This is a genomic window from Bifidobacterium avesanii, from assembly GCF_009299475.1.
GTDB classification, from domain to species: domain Bacteria; phylum Actinomycetota; class Actinomycetes; order Actinomycetales; family Bifidobacteriaceae; genus Bifidobacterium; species Bifidobacterium avesanii.
On the sequence record NZ_WBSN01000023.1, the window covers coordinates 1 to 18,971 of the forward strand.

The following is an 18,971-nucleotide window of genomic DNA, read 5'->3' on the forward strand; positions in this document are numbered from 1 at the left end:
TGGCCGCCTACCTGTCCCATTACAATGGGACCCGTATCAAGAAGTCGCTGGGCTGGATGAGCCCGGTGCAATACCGCAGACACCTTGGGCTGGCGGTGTAGCCGTCCAAGAAAAAGTCCGCACCCCCCATAACGGCAGTGTTCCGCGCATCGTGTTCGGCGCAGTGTGCGCGATCGCCGGCGTAGCGCTGCTATGGATCGGTGCGACCGGCTTCCACATGCCCGTCGCACTGATTGGCGGACTCGCCTTGGCGCTCGGATTGGTGCTCGCCCTGCCCGGACTCGTCGCGATGCTCATGCCCGTCATCGGTGCGGTCTTGTCCGTCTGCGGATTGGCGGGCAAACTGGCTGCATCGAGTCTGACGGCGAACGCGCGGCGCGCGGGCGGTACCGTCACCGCGGTCGCGTTCGGCATCAGTCTGATCGCCGCGCTCTCCTCGGCAGCGGCCACCGGCACCGCCACCATCAACGCCGACCTCGATCACCGCTACCCGGTCGGCGCCGCCCTTTACACGCCGGACGGCAATGCGCTCTCCGACAAGGTCCTGCAGCATGCCAGCGAAATCACCGACGCGCGAGGCTCCTACCCGATACGCACCATCGCCATCGACCAAACGCCGGACGGAGCGAAGACCACACCCCGGATACTCGACGTCATCCCCGACAAGGCCGCCGCCGTCTTTGCCAAGGATGGCCAGTGGCGCGCCAGGGAGGAGAACGGTGTGCCGGTCGCGCTTATCCACCCGCGCTACATGAGCGCCATCGGCATCAAGGAAGGCGACACGCTCACGCTCACCGTCGCCGGTGTTCCCGTCACGGTCAGGGCGCACGCCTCGCAACTCACCGAATCGCCGAAACTCGCGGTCATCATCACCAACGGCCAACTCGCCGCACTGCCGCACTCCGACACCATCAAACCGGCATTGAAGACCAGCATGATCTGGTTCAAAGCCAAACCCGGCATCGACCGCGCCAAGCTCGCCGGCCAGGTCAACCGGCTGGCCGTGGCCGATCCGAACGCCACGGTCGGCGGTGGCATCGCAGAAAGCAACGACATCCTCAACGTGCTCAACATGCTGCTCATGCTCTCCTACGCGATGCTCGCCATCACCGTCATCATCAGCCTGACCGGACTCGCCAACCAGCTCGCCTTATCCGTCATCGAACAGACCAACGAGATCAGCATGCTGCGCGCGCTCGGCACCAGACGCGGCGTCATCCGCACGGAGATCACTATCGAAGCGCTGACCCTGACCATCATCGGCACCCTTATTGGATTGTTGATCGGTCTGCCACTGGGCATCGCCGGCGTGCGGGCCCAAATCGGCGGTATGACCGGGCAGTTCACCGTCCAATTGCCATGGGTCCAGATCGGCGCGCTCGTGTCGGCCATCCTCATCGCCGGACTGCTGGCGAGCGCCGTTCCCTCGCGAGCCGCTGTCCGGATCCAGCCGGCGCGGGGGTTGACGAGCTGACGGGATTTTTCAACTCGCCACGTTGGGCGGAGGCATTCGGTCAGATCGCCGAATGCCTCCATCCGTATTTGGCTGTCCGTTGACTTTCCGGAACGGATCAGACGGTCAGCATCTTCCCGTACCGGTCGATCATGCCCCGGTTCACGCGCTCGAATTCGGGGAGGTAATCGTTGAGGATCGTCTGTACAAGTTGTTTGGCTCGGTTTTCGTCGTACATGTGCGCCGAGTCGTTGCGGTCCCGCAGCATGCGCAGCCACAGTGATTCGTCCATGAAGTCGTAATACTGGAATGCGCCCTTGATCATGTCTCGGGGAGATCCCGACGCGGATATGGGATCCCCCTCATAGGACAGCATCGCCTTGAAGAGTTTCCAGCCGAGTTTGAATTGCAGCTAGAACTTGTCGATGACGCCGCTCTGAATGAATTCGTTGGTCAGATCCTGCTCCGGGGCCCGGCGGAGCGATCAAAGGGCCGAGGCGTAATTCTCATACTTTTTCATAGAGCGTCCTTCCGTCGCGTTCGATTTCCCTCCGCAGCGATTCGGAGATCGGGGCATCAAGATTGATGACGTCCACTTTGAGCAGCGACCACAGTTCGTCCTGCAGCCGGCGCTCCAAGCGGTCGAAATCGGGGCATCCGGATACGGCGAGGTCGATGTCGCTCTTCGGCCGATTGGTGCCGCGCGCACGGGAGCCGAACAGGATGACCTTGCGGGCCCCCTCCCGCGCGGCGAAGTCGCGAATCTGCGCGTACACGTCCTCTATGGGGACCATGACCGCCTCCTGACGTCCGGTGACCGTTCGGATTCCATCATACGGTTTTCCCGCAGCGGGGATGACTGGAATAATGGGCGTCGGTTCGGGAAAGGAGCTGCCATGCCGTTGCAGCTGGTCCGTCGGGACATCACGACGATGCGCGTGGATGCGATCGTGAACGCGGCGAACACGCGGCTGCTCATGGGCGGCGGGGTGTGCGGCGCGATCTTCCGTGCGGCGGGCGAACGGCAATTGCGGGAGGCGTGCGACCGCCTCTCCCCCATCCGCACGGGCGATGCGGTGGCGACGCCCGGATTTGGGCTGCCCGCTCAGTATGTGATCCACACCGCCGGCCCGATCTGGCATGGCGGCGGGCACGGCGAGGAGGAACTACTGCGCGCCTGCTACCGCAACTCGCTGGCGCTGGCCGTCCGGCTGGGCTGCGCGAGCGTTGCGTTCCCGCTCATCTCTGGCGGCATCTACGGCTATCCGAAGGACGAGGCGATGCGCGTGGCCGAAGACGAGATCCGGCGTTCCCTCGCGGGGTGGCGTTCCGATGACGATGTCGAGCCCGCCGATGGGCTTGGCGTGTGGCTGTGCCTGTTCGGCGGATCGACGACCATCTAGTCCGTCAAGCCGAACGTGACTGGGAATCGGTCTCCGCGCCCTCCGTGTGCAGCGCGTCATAGATGGCCTGTGCCTTGGCATGGCCGATGCCCTTGACGGATTCGAGCTCCTCCACGCTGGCCTCACGCATGGCGCGCACGGAGCCGAACTGCCTGAGCAGGCGCTTCTGGTAGGCCTCGCCGATGCCGGGGATGCCGTCAAGCGCGGAGCGCAGGGCGCCCTTGCGGCGGGTCTGGCGGTGGTAGGTGATGGCGAAACGGTGGGATTCGTCGCGCACGCGCTGCAGGAGGTACATGCCCTCGGACTGGCGCTTGAGGATGATCGGGTAGTCGTCGTCCGGCACCCAGACCTCCTCGAGGCGCTTGGCGAGGCCGCACAGGGCCACGTCGTCCACGCCGCAGTCCTCGAGCGCCTTGGCGGCGGCCATGACCTGCGGCTTGCCGCCGTCGACCACGATGAGGTTCGGCTTGTACGCGAAGTGGCGCCGGTCCGTGTTCTGCTGGACGACCGGTTCGACGGTGGTCTCGCCGTCCGCGGATGCGACGACCGTGGTCCCCGGTGCGGCGGCGGATGCGGCGGATCCGGTGTTCCGCGCGGAGCCGTTTCCGTTCCGTACGGTCGCTTGCTCCGTACGGCGTTCGTTGTCCATGCTCTCGCCCGTGTCGCCGGCGATGTTGCCGTGCCTGAACCGGCGGGTGAGCGTCTCGTACAGGGCGCTCAGATCGTCCACCGCGCCCTGACCGTCCCTGCCGCGGATGGCGAAGCGGCGGTATTCGCCCCGCTTGGCGATGGCGTCCTCGAACACCACCATGGAGGCGACCTGGAACGCGCCGCCGACGGTGTTGGAGATGTCGTAGCACTCGATGCGCAGCGGCGCCTGCTTGAGCCCCAGCGCATGGGCCACGTCGTTCATGGCCGCGGTGCGGGCGCCCATGTCGCTGATCCGGCTCATCTTGGCGCGTTGCAGGGCCTGATTGGCGTTCTCCGACGCGCGGTCCATGAGGGCCTTCTTCTCGCCGCGGCTGGCCACGCGGATGGTGACGGCCGCGCCGCGGAGCCCCGACAGCCAACTCTCCAGCTCCTCGCGGCGGGCGGGCTCCACCGGCACGATCACCTCGCGCGGCACGGGCGCGATGGGCGCCAGCAGGTCCGCGCGGCCGGTCTGGTCCTGCCGCTCGTGGCGTTCGCGGGTGGCCTGCGCGCGGGATGCGGCGTCCACGGCGGTGAGGGTTTGCGTGGAGCCGATCGCGTCGCGCCGCTCGCGGATGGCGGTGGCGGCATCGGCGGTCCTCTCCCGTTGGGCTTCGCCGTTCGCGTCCGAGTACACCTGCACGATGAGGTCCGCGATGAGCTCGGCGTCGGTCACGTCCTCCACGCGCTCGACGTCCCAGTTGCGCTCGCCGCGGATCGACCCGTCGCGCACGTAGAACGCGTGCACGGAGGCCTCGAGCTCGTCGGAGGCGAGGCCGAACACGTCGGCGTCCACGTCCTGGTCGAACACGACGGCGTTCTGCTGCATGACGGTCTGGAGCATCTGGATTTCGTCGCGCAGTCGCGCGGCCTTCTCGAACTCGAGTTCGGCGCTGGCGGCCTTCATATCGCGCGTGAGCTGCGCCACGTAGGATTTGCCGAGCCGCCCGGTCATCACGCCCACGAGCCGCTCGCACATGCGCCGGTGCTCGACGGGCGTGATGCGGCCCACGCAGGGCGCCGAGCATTTGCCGATCGACGCGAACAGGCACGGGCGCCCGGTCAGCTCCGCCTTGTGGAAGACGGCCTCGGTGCACGTGCGCACGGGGAAGGTGCGCAGCAGCTTGTCCAGCGACTGGCGCAGCTCCCACACCTTCGCGTAGGGGCCGAAGTACCGGGTGTCGCGACGCTTGCGGCTGCGCGTCACCCACACGCGCGGGTAGTCCTCCCCCGCCGAGATGGCCAGATACGGGTAGGTTTTGTCGTCGCGGAACTGCACGTTGAACCGCGGGTCGAACTCCTTGATCCACGTGTATTCGAGCGTGAGCGCCTCGAGCTCGGTGCCCACCACGGTCCATTCGAGGCTGCGGGCCGTGAGCACCATGGTCTGCGTGCGCGGATGGAGCAGGTAGAGCGGCTGGAAGTAGTTGGTGAGACGGTTGCGCAGGCTCTTCGCCTTGCCCACGTAGATGACGCGACCCTCGCCGTCGCGCCACTTGTACACGCCGGGCTGGGCCGGGATGTCGCCGGTCTTGGGACGGAACAGGTCGCGCGAGTCGCCGAGCAGCGGCGCCCCGTTTTTGTTGACGGCCCTGGCGGCGGGATCGTTCACGGCGCCGTTCGCGGAATCGGCTGCGGAGCCATCCATGGAGGCATTCGCGTCGCCGCCCATCATGCCGCCCGCCGCGGCCGATGCCGCACCCGCCGCCGCGTCCGCGTCACGCAGCGCCGACGCGGTTTTGCGCCACGTGTCCGGGGCGTGGCGCTCCAGCATACCCGAGGCCATGGGCGTCTCCTTTCGTGGATGGTGCAGTGTGGTGCGGTTGCGGTGCGATGCAGAGTGCGGGCGTCACCCGAGCATGGGCTTGAGGAACTTGCCGGTCCACGACTCGGCGCATTCGGCCACCTGCTCGGGCGTGCCCTCGGTGACGACCGTGCCGCCGCCGTCGCCGCCCTCGGGGCCCAGGTCGATGAGCCAGTCGGCGGTCTTGATCACATCGAGGTTGTGCTCGATCACGATCACCGTGTTGCCCTTGTCCACCAGTCCCTCGAGCACCTTGAGCAGCTTGTTCACGTCCTCGAAGTGCAGGCCGGTGGTCGGCTCGTCCAGAATGTACACGGTCTTGCCGTCGGAGCGCCGCTGCAGCTCGGTGGCGAGCTTGACGCGCTGCGATTCGCCGCCGGACAGCGTGGGCGCCGGCTGGCCGAGGCGGATGTAGCCGAGCCCCACGTCCACCAGCGTCTTCAGGTAGCGGGAGATGGACGGGTACGCCTTGAAGAAGTCCGCCGCCTCCTCGATGGGCATGTCGAGGATGTCCGAGACGGTCTTGCCGTTGTACTTCACCTCGAGCGTCTCGCGGTTGTACCGCTTGCCGTGGCAGGTTTCGCAGTCCACGTACACGTCCGGCAGGAAGTTCATCTCGATCTTGATCGTGCCGTCGCCGTGGCAGGCCTCGCACCGGCCGCCCTTGACGTTGAACGAGAAGCGCCCGGGGCCGTAGCCGCGCACCTGCGCCTCCGGCGTCTTGGCGAACAGCGTGCGGATCTTGTCCCATACGCCGGTGTAGGTGGCGGGGTTGGAGCGCGGGGTGCGGCCGATGGGGTTCTGGTCCACGTGGATGACCTTGCGCACCTGGTCCATGCCCTCCACGCGCGTGTGCTTGCCGGGCACGATGCGCGCGCCGTTGAGCTTGTCCGCGAGCACCGGGTACAGGATCGAGTTGACGAGCGTGGACTTGCCGGAGCCGGAGACGCCGGTGACCACGGTCATCACGCCGAGCGGGAAGGCCACGTTGATGTTCTTGAGGTTGTTCTCACGGGCGCCGACCACGCGCAGCTGGTGCGTCTTGCGCACCTTGCGCCGGTGGTCCGGCACGGCGATCGAGCGACGGCCGGCGATGTAGTCGCCGGTGACGGACCGCGGCGCCTCGACGAGCTTCGCGGCGGGGCCGGAGTAGATGACCTCGCCGCCGTGCTCGCCGGCGCCCGGGCCGATGTCCACCACCCAGTCGGCCTTCTCGATGGTCTCCTCGTCGTGCTCCACCACGATCAGCGTGTTGCCGAGGTCGCGCAGGTGGTGCAGCGTTTCGATGAGCCGCTCGTTGTCGCGCTGGTGCAGGCCGATGGACGGCTCGTCGAGCACGTACATCACGCCCACCAGGCCCGAGCCGATCTGCGTGGCGAGCCTGATGCGCTGCGCCTCGCCGCCGGACAGCGTGGCCGCCGCGCGAGAGAGGGTCAGATAGTCGAGGCCCACGTCGTTGAGGAATCCCAGACGCGCGCGGATCTCCTTCAGGACCTCGCCGGCGATCTTGGCGGCCGCGCCCTCGAGCTTCAGCCCGTTGACCCACGCGAGCGCGCGGGAGACGGACATGTCGCACACGTCCGCGATGGACTCGCCGTTCACGGTGACCGCGAGCACCTCCGGCTTGAGGCGCCGCCCGTGGCACGCCTGGCACGGCACCTCGCGCATGTACGACTCGTAGTACTCCTTCATGGATTCGGAGTCGGTCTCGTCGTGCCGGCGCATGAGCGTGCGGATCACGCCCTCGAATCCGGTGGAGTATTCGCGCAGGCGCCCCCAGCGGTTGCGGTACGAGACCTTCACCTGGAAGTCGCGCCCGTACATGATGGCCTTGCGGGCCTCCTCGGGCAGGTCCTTCCACGGGGTGTTCATGGAGAAGCCCATCTCGTCCGCGAGGCCCTCGAGCACGTGCCCGTAGTACTGGGAGGTCATCTTGGTGTTCGACCACGGCTCGATCACGCCCTCCGCCAGGGACTTCTCCGGGTCGGAGATGATGAGCTCCGGGTCGATCTCCAGCTTGAAGCCGAGACCCGTGCACACCGGGCAGGCGCCGTACGGGGCGTTGAAGGAGAACGTGCGCGGCTCGATCTCGTCCAATTCGAGCGTGTGCCCGTTCGGACAGCTGCGGTGTTCGGAGAACGGGCGGCGGCGGGCGGGCGAGTCCTCCGGCTCGTCCACGAAATCCGCGACGACGCTGCCGTTGGCGAGCTTGAGCGCGGTCTCGACCGAGTCGGTGAGGCGCTGGCGGATGCCGTCCTTGACGACGAGGCGGTCCACCACCACCTCGATGGTGTGCTTCTTCTGCTTGGCGAGCTTGATGTCGTCGCCGAGCTGATGCATCTCGCCGTCGATGAGCGCGCGCGAATAGCCGTCCGAGCGCAGCAGCTCCAGCAGCTCCGCGAATTCGCCCTTGCGGCCCTTCGCCACGGGCGCGAGGATCTGGAAGCGCGTGCGCTCCGGCATGGCGAGCAGCGCGTCCACGATCTGCTGCGGGGTCTGTGAGGCGACCGGCTCGCCGCATTCCGGGCAGTGCGGCACGCCCGTGCGCGCGAACAGCAGGCGCAGGTAGTCGTAGATCTCGGTGATGGTGCCCACCGTGGAACGCGGGTTGCGGTTCGTGGTCTTCTGGTCGATGGACACGGCGGGGCTCAGGCCCTCGATGAAGTCCACGTCCGGCTTGTCCATTTGTCCCAGGAACTGGCGGGCGTACGCGGACAGCGACTCCACGTAGCGGCGCTGGCCCTCCGCGAACAGCGTATCGAACGCGAGCGACGACTTGCCCGAGCCGGACAGGCCGGTGAACACCACCATGCGGTTGCGCGGGATGGCGAGGTCCACGTTCTTGAGGTTGTGCTCCCGGGCGCCCTGGATGGTGATCTTGAGGTCGTTGGGGATGTGCGAGATGTCCGCCACGAGCGACGTCGCGGTGCGCTTCATGGGCGCCTTCTTGATTTCGCGCGTGAGGAACGAGTCGCTCGTCATCACGCGCTCCACCACCACGTCGCCGCCTTTGCCCGTCCGTCCGGTTGCCACGGTTCCTCCCCTCGTGTGCCGTTTCGTGCGTTCCGCGCGTCCGCCGACGCGCGTACGCCTGCAAGTCTGGGTTCAGGATACCCGAATCACGGACAAATTTCGAACGCATGTTCGACGGTGTGTCGCGGACTACAGTGGGCCGTGGAGGTACATTATGGCGATCGATGCTCCCGATTGGGTCCGTGACGCGGCGATCCGCGCCTTTGCGCGATTCGTGGACGCCGGCGTGAAACGGCGCGAATCCCGCCTTGCCGTGCCGCAGGACGTGACGGCTGAAGCGCCCGTCCCCTATCTTCCCGACGGCGACGACTCCCACCGCCTCGAGCTCATGCGCCCCTCCGAGGCAGCATCCCGCCGCTCCCCGCTCCCCCTCATCGTGGACGTGCACGGCGGCGGCTGGATCCACGGGCATCTTGACGTCAACCGCTTCTACTGTTCGCGGCTGGCGGAACGCGGATTCGCCGTGGCGAACGTGGACTACCGCAACCAGCCGGACACCGACCTCGCCGGCCAGGTGCGCGACCTGTTCGCCGCCCTGCGCTGGCTCGCAAGCCACGCCGCGGACGAGCGTCTGGACCTTGGCAACGTGTTTTTGACCGGCGATTCGGCGGGCGCACATCTGGCCTCCCTGATTCATTGCGTCAACCGGTCCGCGCGGCTGCAGGCGGCGTTCGGCGTCGACCCCGTGCCGGGGATCCGCGTGCGCGCGCTCGGCCTCGTCAACGGGGTGGTCGAGGGCACGTACCGCGTGGAGCCGCCCAGTCCGCTGTTGGAAATGGCCGACCGCGCGCTGCTCAAGGTCATGTGCGGCGGCGACCCGCATGCGCCGTGGCGGCCGTACCGCTCGTTCGAGCGCTTCATGGACGGCGTGGACGTTCCGCCCGTGTTCGTCATGACCGGGCTCGCCGACCCGTTCTACGACCAGTCCGTGCGGCTCATGCGCTATCTCAGGTCGCGCGGCGTGGAGGTCGAGGACATGATCTGGCCCAAGGACCGGCGGCTCGGCCACGTGTTCAACGTCACCGAGGTGGACTGGGAGGAGAGCCGGCGCACCAACGCGGCCATGTGCGACTTCTTCATGCGTCATCTGGCCAGATGACGGCGAGCCGCCCGACCATATCGGCCCGGTCGGGCGACCCCACGGCCGATTCCCGTCCCGTCGTCGGAAACTACATGCGTAAATCCGATTCGTGCGGTCGTTTTCCCGGATTCGCCGTCTATGGGTCGCGTCGAATCGGCATAACCACGGTGGCCATACACCGCACATCGCGCGAAATCCACCGCACAAATCGGATTTATCATCCGAGCGGCGTCCGGCACACGCGTAGATCATCAATCCACAACGTAGTTTTCACGTATGCAGGCGCCCGGGGCCCGCGTACAATGGCCCTCCGTGACGCAAACGACGCAATCCGGCGCAACACCGGCGAAGACGACCCCCGCCCCGGCCCGCGACGACCTCGGCACCAAGCCGATCGGCCGCCTCGCCGTGTCCCTGGTGGTGCCCGCGGTGGTGGCGCAGGCGTGCAACGCGCTCTACACCATCGTGGACCGCCTGTTCCTCGCGCACATCCCCCAGGTGGGCGACCTCGCCATGACCGGCGTGGGCGTGTGCTTCCCCATCACGCTCGCGGTCTCCGCGTTCGCCATGCTCGTCGGCATGGGCGGCGGCCCGCTGTCGTCGATCGCGCTCGGGCGCGGTGACCGCACGCTGGCCGAGCGCTACCTCGGCACCTCCGTGGCGGCGATCATCGCCATCGCGCTCGCGCTGCCAACCGCGTTGCAGATCTTCAAGGCCCCGATCCTCACGATGTTCGGCGCGAGCCCGGCAACGCTGCCGTACGCCGTGGAATTCCTCACCGTGTACCTGTCCGGCACCGTCTTCGTGCAGCTGTCGCTCGGCCTCAACACGTTCATCACCGCGCAGGGCCGGGCCCGCGTGGCCATGGTCTCGGTGCTCATCGGCGCGCTGAGCTCGCTGGCCCTCGACCCGCTGTTCATCTTCGCGCTCGGCATGGGCGTGCGCGGCGCGGCGCTGGCCAACGTGATCGCGCAGGCCCTCTCCGCGCTGTGGGTGCTCCATTTCCTCGCCTCGCCCTCCAGCGCGATCCGGCTGAAGGCCCGCAACGTGCGCTTCACCCGGCTGCTCGGGCCCATGCTGTTCCTGGGCGTCTCACCATTCATCATGCAGATCACCGAGTCCGTGATCCAAGTGGTGTTCAACTCCTCGCTGCAGCGCTACGGCGGCGACGCGTACGTGGGCGCGATGACGATCATGACGAGCCTCATGCAGCTCATCTTCGTGTTCTCGCAGGGCATCTCGCAGGGCGTGCAGCCGATCATCGGCTACAACTACGGGGCCGGCCTGTACGACCGCGTCCGCCGCGCGTACCGGGGCACCATGGCCGTGCAGGTGGCCATCAACTGCACCATGACCACCCTGTTCGCGATCTTCCCCGCGTTCTTCGCCTCGCTGTTCACCTCCGACCCGGCGATCGCCGGCGTGGTGACGCGCACGCTGCCGTACTTCGTGTGCGGCATGGGCCTGTTCGGCATCCAGAACGTGGTGCAGTGCGCGTTCGTGGGCATGGGACAGGCCAAGCCGTCGCTGTTCCTCGCGATCTTCCGCAAGCTCATCCTGCTGGTGCCGCTCGCGCTCGCCCTGCCGGAGCTGGGGCTGGGCACGTTCGGCGTGTTCGTGGCCGAGCCGGTCTCGGACGCGACGAGCGCAATCGTGGCGGGCCTGCTGTTCGCCACATACGCGAAGCGCCTGCTGGGGTCCGGTCAGAAATGACTAGGTCCCTTCCGCGGATCGTTGAAATTCCAAGGAACGGCAAAACGGCATCGCGATTTCTGACCTAACAGGCCCGCTAATATCCCCTCGCGTGCAGGTAGTCGTCGTCAAAACCGAAGTAATGCCCGAGCTCGTGCAGCACGGTTTTGCGGATCTCGCGCACCATCTCCCCACGCGAACGGCACACGCGCTCGTGCGGCCCCTTGAACACGGTGATCACATCCGGCATGACGCCGCCGTACGCGGTGGTGCGCCGGGTGATCGGCACGCCCTCGTACAGGCCGAGCAGCTCGCCGCGCGGGTCGTGCATGGAGGCGCGCTCGCGCTCGTCCGGCTCGTCGGCCACGGCGATGCCCACGTTGTCCAGCGCGCGGCGGAATCGTTCGGGGACCCCCGCGAGGGCCTCCTCGACGGCTGATTCGAATTCGGCGTCGGTCATGTGCATGCCGTCCATGGTAGACGGTCGAACGGTTCGGTATGATGGACCGTTGGCATCAACGGCGGCACCGGCCGCATATGAACCACACAGGAACGTACGAGCACAAGGGAAGCGAAGGGCGGATTATGGCGATTGAGGCACAGGGTCTGGAGATTCAGATCGGCGCGCGCACGTTGCTGCACCCCACGGACTTCCACGTCTCCAAGGGCGACAAGATCGGTCTGGTGGGCCGCAACGGCGCCGGCAAGACCACCCTCACGCGCGTGATCACGGGCGACATGCTGCCCTCCGCCGGCAAGGTGCGCGTCTCCGGCAAGCTCGGCTACCTGCCGCAGGACACGCACGCCGCCGACCCGACCCAGTCGGCGCTCGACCGCATGATGAGCGCGCGCGACATCGCCGCGATCATCAGCCGCATCCGCAAGGCCGAAAAGGAGATGACCGACCCGGATCCGGACGTGATGAGCAAGGCCATGAACCGCTATGACAAGGCCATGCAAGACTTCGACAAGGCCGGCGGCTACGCGGCGCAGTCCGAGGCGATCGCCATGGCGAACTCGCTGGGCCTGCCGCAGGAGGTCATGCAGCAGGAGCTCGGCACGCTCTCCGGCGGCCAGAGGCGACGCATCGAATTGGCGCGCATCCTGTTCTCCGACGCGGACACGCTGATCCTCGACGAGCCCACCAACCACTTGGACGCCGACTCGATCGAATGGCTTCGCGGCTACCTCAAGCGCTTCGAGGGTGGCTTCCTCGTGATCTCCCACTCCACCGAGCTGCTCGACGAGGTGGTCAACAAGGTGTGGCATCTGGACGCCCAGCTCGGCCAGATCGACATGTACTCGCTCGGTTGGAAGGCGTACCTGCACCAGCGCGCGGTGGACGAGGAGCGCCGCCGACGCGAGCGCGAGGTGGCGGAGAAGAAGGCCGAGCGCCTCATGAAGCAGGGCATCCGCCTGCACGCCAAGGCCACCAAGGCCGTGGCCGCGCAGAACATGATGCGCCGCGCCGAAAAGCTGCTCGAGAACACGTCCGAGGCGCAGAGGAAGGAGAAGGTGGCGGATATCCGCTTCCCCGAGCCCGCGCCCTGCGGCCGCACGCCGATCATGGCCAAGGACATCTCCAAGGCGTTCGGCTCGAACATCGTGTTCGCCGGCATCAACCTCGCCATCGACAAGGGCTCGCGCGTGGTCATCCTCGGCTACAACGGCGCCGGCAAGACCACCACGCTGCGCATCCTCGCGGGCGTGGAGGAGCCGGACACCGGCGAGGTGGTGTACGGCCACGGCGCGAAGATCGGCTACTTCGCGCAGGAGCACGACACGCTCGACCTCGACTCGACCGTGCTGGAGAACCTGCAGCACGTGGCCCCCGAACTCAACGACACGCAGGCCCGCTCCATTCTGGGCAGCTTCCTGTTCTCCGGCGACGACGCGATGAAGCCGGCGCGCGTGCTCTCCGGCGGCGAGAAGACGCGTCTGGCCCTCGCCACGCTGGTCACCTCGCGCGCGAACGTGCTGCTGCTCGACGAGCCCACGAACAACCTCGACCCCGCCTCGCGCGACGAGATCCTCAAGGCCATCGCCAAGTACGAGGGCGCGATCGTGCTCGTCACCCACGACGAGGGCGCGGTGGAGGCGCTCAACCCGGAGCGCGTGCTGCTCATGCCCGACGGCGACGAGGATCTGTGGAACGACTCCTACCTCGAGCTGGTGGCCGAGGAATAACGGAGCGTCGTCTGCGTTGTTCCTCGGTCGACGTACCTTCGTACGCCTTCCCTCGGTACGCCTTGACGACGCACGCGTTATTCGGTGTCCCTCTATGCAACGATGTGAGACCGGACGGGCGACGCGGCCCGTCATGGGGTACAGTCGATCGGTCGACGTCGGCCGGACCAGCCTGCCGGCGTTCGGAGACCAGCGACACCCAGTGAAAGGACATCCATGACGTACGCGAAGAACGCGCCCTTCCGCGCCGACGTGGTCGGCAGCTACCTGCGCCCGGCCGAGCTCAAGCGGGCCCGCGCCGATTTCGAAGCCGGCCGCATCGACGCCGACGCGCTCAAGGCCGTGGAGGACCGGGCGATCACCGACCTCGTGGCCAAGCAGAAAGCCGCCGGACTGCACGTGATCACCGACGGCGAGTTCCGCCGCGCCTACTGGCACCTCGACTTCATGTGGGGCCTGCAGGGCGTGGCCAAGGGCACCAACCCCGTGGCCGTGGAGGGCTCCGCCGGCGCCGAGGTGCTGGAGACCGCCGCGGTGAACGGACGCATCGGCGGCGAGAGCCACCCGTTCGTCGAGCACTTCAGGTTCGTCAAGCAGTTCGAGGACGACAACACCGTCGCCAAGCAGACCATTCCCTCCCCCGCCCAGACGCTGTTCCTGCTGCAGGCCGGCGCCAAGGAGCAGTTCGACAACCCGTACGCCAACGACGACGAGCTCGCCGACGCGCTGGTCGCCGCCTACGCGCAGGTGGTCCGCGACCTGTACGACGCCGGATGCCGCGCGCTCCAGCTTGACGACTGCACGTGGGGCATGCTCGTCTCCGCCGCCTTCCACGACTCCGTGTTCGGCCGCGACCCCAAGGACGTGCAGCGCCAGTACGCGGCGATCAACAACGCCGTGATCGACGCCGCCCCGGAGGGCATGGTCGTCAACACGCACATCTGCCGCGGCAACTACCAGTCCCAGTGGTTCTCCGCCGGCGGCTACGCGCCCGTGGCCGACGTGCTGTTCGGCGAGGAGCGCCCGCACGCCTACTATCTGGAGTTCGACGACGACCGTTCCGGCGACTTCGAGCCGCTCGCCAAGGTCAGCGGCGACAAGATGGTGGTGCTGGGCCTGATCACCTCGAAGAAGCCCGAGCTGGAGGACCGTGAGGCCGTCAAGGCGCGCATCGCCGAAGCCGCGCAATACCTGCCGCTCGAGCGCCTGTGCCTGTCCACGCAGTGCGGTTTCGCGTCCACCGAGGAGGGCAACAACCTCACCGAGGAGCAGCAGTGGGCCAAGATCGCGCTCGTGAAGTCCATCGCCGACGAGGTGTGGGGCGAGGACTGACGGGCCCTGCAAACCGCCCATTGGAGAGCGGATCCGGACGGCGGCGACGAGGCCGCTTGTCCGGATCCGTCCGCTATGATGTGCGCTGTCCGGTCTCGAACGCCGGAACACATTTCAAGGAGTGACCAAGCGCATGAACGAATCGTCCGATTCGAGCGACAGTACCAACCAATCCCAGCAGTCCGGACAATCCCAGCACAAGGGCGCGGCCGTCAAGGCGGCCCTGCTCGCCAACATCGGCGTGGCGGTAGCCAAGCTGTGCGCCGCCGTGTTCACCGGGTCGTCCGCCATGCTCTCCGAGTCGGTCCATTCGGTCGCGGACTGCTCGAACGAAATCGTGCTCATGGCCGGCGACCGGTTCGCCAAACACAAGACGGACGGCGACCATCCCTTCGGCCTGTACCGCGCCAAATACCTCGCCTCGTTCGTCGTGGCGACCCTGCTGTTCTTCGTGGGCGGGTTCTTCTCCACGTCCGAGGCGGTCAAGCGCCTCATCGCCATGGGCGAAAACCCCGCGCTGCACGACGCGAATCAGATGGAGCTGCTCGTCGCGTTCGCCGTGGTGTGCGTCAGCGCGTGCCTTGAGGGCTACGGCCTGCACCAAAGCGTCAAGGAGGCCAACGAGCGCATGAAGCGCACCGGCGCGCCGCACACGGGCGTGTTCCGCTTCTGGCGGCGCACCAAGTCGGCCGAGCTGGCGTCGGTGATCATGGAGGACACGCTCGCGCTGATCGGCCTGGCGTTCGCCGGCACGGGCATCGGGCTCGCCATCGCGTTCGACGACGCGCTGTGGGACGCCGTCGGCGGCCTGATGGTCGGCGCGGTCCTGATCGTCGGCTCCCTGCTGCTCGCGTCCAAGTCCGGGTCGCTACTGCTCGGCGAGGCCGTGAGCGAGGACCAGCGCCGGCGCATCGTCGAGGCGGTCACCTCCACGCCGGGCGTGGAACGGCTGCTCAACATGCAGACCGTGCACATGTCCGAGGACGACATCCTGCTGTGCGTCAAGGTGCAGACCTCGAAGCTCGACCGCGACTACGACGTGGAGACGGTCGACAAGATCGAGCGGTCGGTGCGCGAGGCGCTGCCGTGGTACCGCTTCGAGATCTACGTGGAGCCCGACGTGTTCCGCGCCGACCACCGCAAGGCGGCGTAGCGGGCGCCGAGGCCATACGCCGCATCGGCGCGCTTGGCACGCTTGGCACGCCGGAGCCACGCCGGGAATATGGCCATGCGGTCAGTCGGCCTTTTCCGTCTTGTCTTCCTTGTCCGTTCCTGCCTGCGTCTGTGCCTGCGCCTCCGTCTTCGCGGCCGCCTCGTTGATGCAGCGCAGCGCGTTGAGCGTGCGCGGGTAACCGATGTACGGCATGCACTGCGAGACCACGGCGATGAGGAACGGCTTCCCGTTGCCCACGCGCATGTTCGCGGCGGCGTGCGACGTGAGCTGCGGCTCGCATCCGCCCTGCGCGGCGAGGAAACACAGCGTGATCATCTCGCGCCGGCGGTAGTCGAGCCCGCCGCGCGTGTAGTAGTCGCCGAAGCAGTTGCCGGCCAGCCACTTGTTGATGTGGCGGGTCTCCTCCGGGCCCGACCGGGCGAAGCCGCGCATGTGCTCGCCGAAGATGTCGATCTGCGCCTGCTCGCCGGCCGCCCCGCGCGTCTCCGGCGTGGTGGTGGACTGCGGCTTCAGAGGTAGGGCCACGTTCATGGCGGCCAGCACCTCGTTGGTCTTCTTGAGGAACGGCAGCACGCGTCCGAACCCGAGGTACGCCACCGCCTGATAGACGATCTCCTTGGCCTCGACGGCGCTCACGCCGGACTCGAACGCGACCGGCAGCATGAGTTCGTAGTCGTCGACGCCCTGGCAACCGATCAGCGTGGCGAGGATGGCCATCGAGCGGGTTTTGTCGTCAAGGTCCGGATGGTTGGCGCCGGGCTCGTGGATCACCTCGTCATACGCGAAGTTGGAGAAGAACTCCACGAATTCGGGGTCGGTCTCCTGCAGCGTCCGGTCGCTGCTCCAGAACTTGTTCATGCGGCTCTTCAGTTCGTCGAACACGGTGGTTCCTTTCTGATTGCTTCGCGGTCCTACTTCGCGGCCTTGCCGCCGACCTGCATGCGCTTGACCTTCTCCACGATGTCGCGGTTCTCGACGAGCAGCTGCTCCGCGTCGTCCTCGCGCCCCTCGGCGATGGCCCGCCAGTACAGGGTTTTGAACGACACGTACGCCTGCTGCATGCGGATGCTTTCGGCCTTGGCGGCGAGCCTGAGCGCCTGCGCGTCGAGCAGCTCCATCTGGCGTCGCGCGCCCTCCGGCCCGTCGAAGCGGTTCTTCAGGTAGGCGCGCATCGATTCGAGCGGCATGCCCGTCGCGGCGAGGCAGGAGATGGTGGTCAGCGCCTCGAGATCGGCATCGGAATAGGCGCGGTGGCCGGAGCTCGGGTCGCGCGCGATGGGGTCGATGATGCCGATCTGCTCGTAGTAGCGCAGCGTCGATTCGGGCAGGCCGGAGATCAGCGACGCCTCGCGGATGGTGTGCCAGGTGGTGGTTGCGGTGCTCATGCTTCGTACTGTAGGAACTTCAAGCACTCGAAGTAAACCGGCGACACGCCCGCCGTGGTCTGGTGGATCGGCTGTCCGGCATTCATCCGGCGGTCGATCTGCGGTTGGCCAAACGACTGGAAAACGGTCGATCAAACGCGGTTGGCCGACGGACGATCGACCGCCGTCCGGCAACGGAAGCCCGTTTTTCCGGTCGTCTCCGCCGGCATTGCGCCAATTTCCCCGAAAAAGCGCCCTTCCGTTGCCGCGCGGCCGATGGGCGCCTCAGTCAAAATGGGCATCGTCGCCGAACAGGCGCTTCCACGCGGCGACGACATCGTCGAAATTGCGGACGACGGCGGCATGCAGAAGCCGGATGTGCCGGGCGGGGATCCTGCCGTGGTTATGCGACAGCGTCACCGATCCGTCGGCGTGCAGCACGAACTGGCGAGATCCCTCCTGTTGCCTTGAGCGACATGCACATGGACACCGTGCTCCCGGTCCAACGTGCTGAAGTACACGCTGTACCCGGCGAGAAAGAACACCTCAGGCATCGGCGTATTCCCGATCGATGGCGCGAAAGTCATCAATCATGGGCTTCATCTTGTCGAACCAGTGATGCAGGAAGGGATCGCCATCCTTGCCGAACGTGGACGACAGGATGTTGCCGTTGTTGTCCAGCATGGCGGTGCGGTCATAGCCGAGTTCCGACACGACCATGGTGTCGGCGTCCCACTGGGTCTTGATGCCATCCATGATGAACACGTTTTCCTCGGGCATCGTCGACTCCTTTCGTCGTCACCACCAATACTATTCGGTAATATCCGACCACGGAAGACGCGCATTTCCACGGGAATCGCCGGTTTCCCGCCCGCGGCACGCGAAATGCGTGCATTCCGTGGTCGGGCGGTCAACCGACGCACCCCGCCGCGAGAACCGTCTACCGCTCGCGGAACACCTTGGTGTACGAGCCCTCGGCGCGCGGGCGGACGACGATTTGGTCGATGTCCACCGTGTCAGGCTGCGCGAGCGCCCAGGTGACGCATTCGGCGATGTCCTCGGCCTTGAGCGGATTCGGCACGCCCGCGTACACGGCCGCTGCGCGCTCCGCGTCGCCGCCGAAGCGCTTGAGCGAGAACTCGTCGGTCTGGACCATGCCGGGCGCGATGTCGATCACGCGCACGGGCTCGCCGATCTGCTCGAGGCGCAGCACGCGGGCCATCACGCGCTCGGCGAACTTGGACGCGCAGTAGCCGGCGCCGCCCTCGTACGGTTCGATGCCGGCCGTCGAGGAGATCACCAGCACGGTGCCGCCGCCGGGCGCCCGCTTCAATGCCGGCAGGAGCTTCTGCGTGATGCGCAGCGTGCCGATCACATTGAGTTCGTACATGTTGCGCCAATCGTCCAGATTGGCGGTGGCAACCGGGTCCTTGCCGAACGCCGCGCCGGCGCAGTTGACGAGCGCCTTGACCGGGCCGTTCGCCAGAATGCGGTCCACGGCCGCCTGCGTGGAGCCCTCGTCGGTCACGTCGCACACCACGTAGCTCGCGGCCGGACCGACCTCCTCGACCAGCGCCCTGAGCTTCTCCTCGCGGCGGGCCAGTGCCACCACGTTCCAGCCGTCCCTCACCAGCGCGCGCACGCTCGCCGCGCCGATCCCGCTGGACGCGCCCGTCACCACCGCGCGCTTCGATTCCTCAGCCATGCCGTTCGCTCCGCTCATCGCATGCCTCCCATACGTACGTCCGTTCCGGCTCG

Annotated in this window: 18 protein-coding genes; 9 read left to right on the forward strand and 9 right to left on the reverse strand. The window is 67.0% G+C overall.

Annotation, left to right across the window (positions count from 1 at the left end; all coding sequences use genetic code 11):
• Positions 1 to 101 (forward strand): IS3 family transposase (locus tag DSM100685_RS09465; protein WP_152350281.1); only part of this gene is annotated, 101 nt, incomplete at its 5' end.
• Between the two features lie 50 nt (positions 102 to 151).
• Positions 152 to 1,474, forward strand: coding sequence for an FtsX-like permease family protein (locus DSM100685_RS09470; protein WP_152351096.1), 1,323 nt, complete (start codon positions 152 to 154; stop codon positions 1,472 to 1,474).
• Positions 1,475 to 1,571: 97 nt separating this feature from the next.
• Here the strand turns inward: DSM100685_RS09470 and DSM100685_RS10995 are convergent, their stop codons facing one another.
• Both DSM100685_RS10995 and DSM100685_RS09480 read right to left on the reverse strand, forming a co-directional pair.
• Positions 1,572 to 1,865 carry an HI0074 family nucleotidyltransferase substrate-binding subunit gene (locus DSM100685_RS10995; RefSeq protein WP_275576221.1) on the reverse strand — a complete coding sequence of 98 codons (294 nt, stop codon included), beginning with the start codon at positions 1,863 to 1,865 and terminating at the stop codon, positions 1,572 to 1,574.
• A 94-nt stretch (positions 1,866 to 1,959) separates the two neighbouring features.
• Positions 1,960 to 2,247, reverse strand: a complete 288-nt coding sequence (locus DSM100685_RS09480; RefSeq protein WP_152351097.1) for a nucleotidyltransferase family protein — start codon at positions 2,245 to 2,247, stop codon at positions 1,960 to 1,962.
• 102 nt (positions 2,248 to 2,349) lie between these two features.
• Between DSM100685_RS09480 and DSM100685_RS09485 the strand changes: the two genes are divergently transcribed.
• Positions 2,350 to 2,856 (forward strand): macro domain-containing protein, encoded by a 507-nt coding sequence (locus tag DSM100685_RS09485; protein WP_152351098.1) that lies wholly within the window; start codon positions 2,350 to 2,352, stop codon positions 2,854 to 2,856.
• A gap of 4 nt (positions 2,857 to 2,860) precedes the next feature.
• On the opposite strand, the gene uvrC is transcribed toward DSM100685_RS09485, so the two are convergent.
• Both uvrC and uvrA read right to left on the reverse strand, forming a co-directional pair.
• Positions 2,861 to 5,320 carry an excinuclease ABC subunit UvrC gene (uvrC, locus tag DSM100685_RS09490; protein ID WP_163200904.1) on the reverse strand — a complete coding sequence of 820 codons (2,460 nt, stop codon included), beginning with the start codon at positions 5,318 to 5,320 and terminating at the stop codon, positions 2,861 to 2,863.
• A 75-nt stretch (positions 5,321 to 5,395) separates the two neighbouring features.
• Positions 5,396 to 8,332 (reverse strand): excinuclease ABC subunit UvrA, encoded by a 2,937-nt coding sequence (gene uvrA / locus DSM100685_RS09495; protein WP_163200906.1) that lies wholly within the window; start codon positions 8,330 to 8,332, stop codon positions 5,396 to 5,398.
• A gap of 205 nt (positions 8,333 to 8,537) precedes the next feature.
• Between uvrA and DSM100685_RS09500 the strand changes: the two genes are divergently transcribed.
• Together DSM100685_RS09500 and DSM100685_RS09505 are read left to right on the forward strand one after the other, a co-directional pair.
• Positions 8,538 to 9,482 (forward strand): alpha/beta hydrolase, encoded by a 945-nt coding sequence (locus DSM100685_RS09500; RefSeq protein ID WP_163200869.1) that lies wholly within the window; start codon positions 8,538 to 8,540, stop codon positions 9,480 to 9,482.
• Between the two features lie 294 nt (positions 9,483 to 9,776).
• A complete protein-coding gene (locus DSM100685_RS09505) occupies positions 9,777 to 11,177 on the forward strand; it encodes an MATE family efflux transporter (RefSeq protein WP_240811903.1) in 1,401 nt (466 codons plus the stop codon).
• 76 nt (positions 11,178 to 11,253) lie between these two features.
• Here the strand turns inward: DSM100685_RS09505 and DSM100685_RS09510 are convergent, their stop codons facing one another.
• Positions 11,254 to 11,622, reverse strand: coding sequence for a metallopeptidase family protein (locus tag DSM100685_RS09510; RefSeq protein ID WP_152351101.1), 369 nt, complete (start codon positions 11,620 to 11,622; stop codon positions 11,254 to 11,256).
• Between the two features lie 119 nt (positions 11,623 to 11,741).
• Here DSM100685_RS09510 and DSM100685_RS09515 point away from each other — a divergent pair, with 119 nt between their 5' ends.
• The 3 genes from DSM100685_RS09515 to DSM100685_RS09525 all read left to right on the forward strand — a co-directional run bounded on the left by DSM100685_RS09515 (position 11,742) and on the right by DSM100685_RS09525 (position 15,828).
• Positions 11,742 to 13,343 carry an ABC-F family ATP-binding cassette domain-containing protein gene (locus DSM100685_RS09515; protein WP_152351102.1) on the forward strand — a complete coding sequence of 534 codons (1,602 nt, stop codon included), beginning with the start codon at positions 11,742 to 11,744 and terminating at the stop codon, positions 13,341 to 13,343.
• Between the two features lie 216 nt (positions 13,344 to 13,559).
• The gene (locus tag DSM100685_RS09520; protein WP_152351103.1) at positions 13,560 to 14,675 is read left to right on the forward strand and encodes a 5-methyltetrahydropteroyltriglutamate--homocysteine S-methyltransferase; all 1,116 of its coding nucleotides are present in this window, start codon (positions 13,560 to 13,562) and stop codon (positions 14,673 to 14,675) included.
• Between the two features lie 133 nt (positions 14,676 to 14,808).
• Entirely contained in the window at positions 14,809 to 15,828 is a 1,020-nt protein-coding gene (locus tag DSM100685_RS09525; protein ID WP_152351104.1) for a cation diffusion facilitator family transporter, read from the forward strand.
• A gap of 81 nt (positions 15,829 to 15,909) precedes the next feature.
• On the opposite strand, the gene DSM100685_RS09530 is transcribed toward DSM100685_RS09525, so the two are convergent.
• Positions 15,910 to 16,731, reverse strand: coding sequence for a carboxymuconolactone decarboxylase family protein (locus tag DSM100685_RS09530; protein ID WP_152351105.1), 822 nt, complete (start codon positions 16,729 to 16,731; stop codon positions 15,910 to 15,912).
• Between the two features lie 29 nt (positions 16,732 to 16,760).
• Positions 16,761 to 17,234, reverse strand: a complete 474-nt coding sequence (locus DSM100685_RS09535; protein WP_152351106.1) for a MerR family transcriptional regulator — start codon at positions 17,232 to 17,234, stop codon at positions 16,761 to 16,763.
• 54 nt (positions 17,235 to 17,288) lie between these two features.
• Between DSM100685_RS09535 and DSM100685_RS09540 the strand changes: the two genes are divergently transcribed.
• On the forward strand, positions 17,289 to 17,684 hold the full coding sequence (locus DSM100685_RS09540; protein ID WP_152351107.1) for a hypothetical protein: 396 nt from the start codon (positions 17,289 to 17,291) through the stop codon (positions 17,682 to 17,684).
• Positions 17,685 to 17,759: 75 nt separating this feature from the next.
• Here the strand turns inward: DSM100685_RS09540 and DSM100685_RS09545 are convergent, their stop codons facing one another.
• Complete coding sequence (locus DSM100685_RS09545; protein ID WP_152351108.1) at positions 17,760 to 17,993, reverse strand: hypothetical protein; 234 nt, start codon at positions 17,991 to 17,993, stop codon at positions 17,760 to 17,762.
• 160 nt (positions 17,994 to 18,153) lie between these two features.
• On the reverse strand, positions 18,154 to 18,918 hold the full coding sequence (locus DSM100685_RS09550; RefSeq protein WP_204314247.1) for an SDR family oxidoreductase: 765 nt from the start codon (positions 18,916 to 18,918) through the stop codon (positions 18,154 to 18,156).
• Positions 18,919 to 18,971 lie beyond the last annotated feature (53 nt).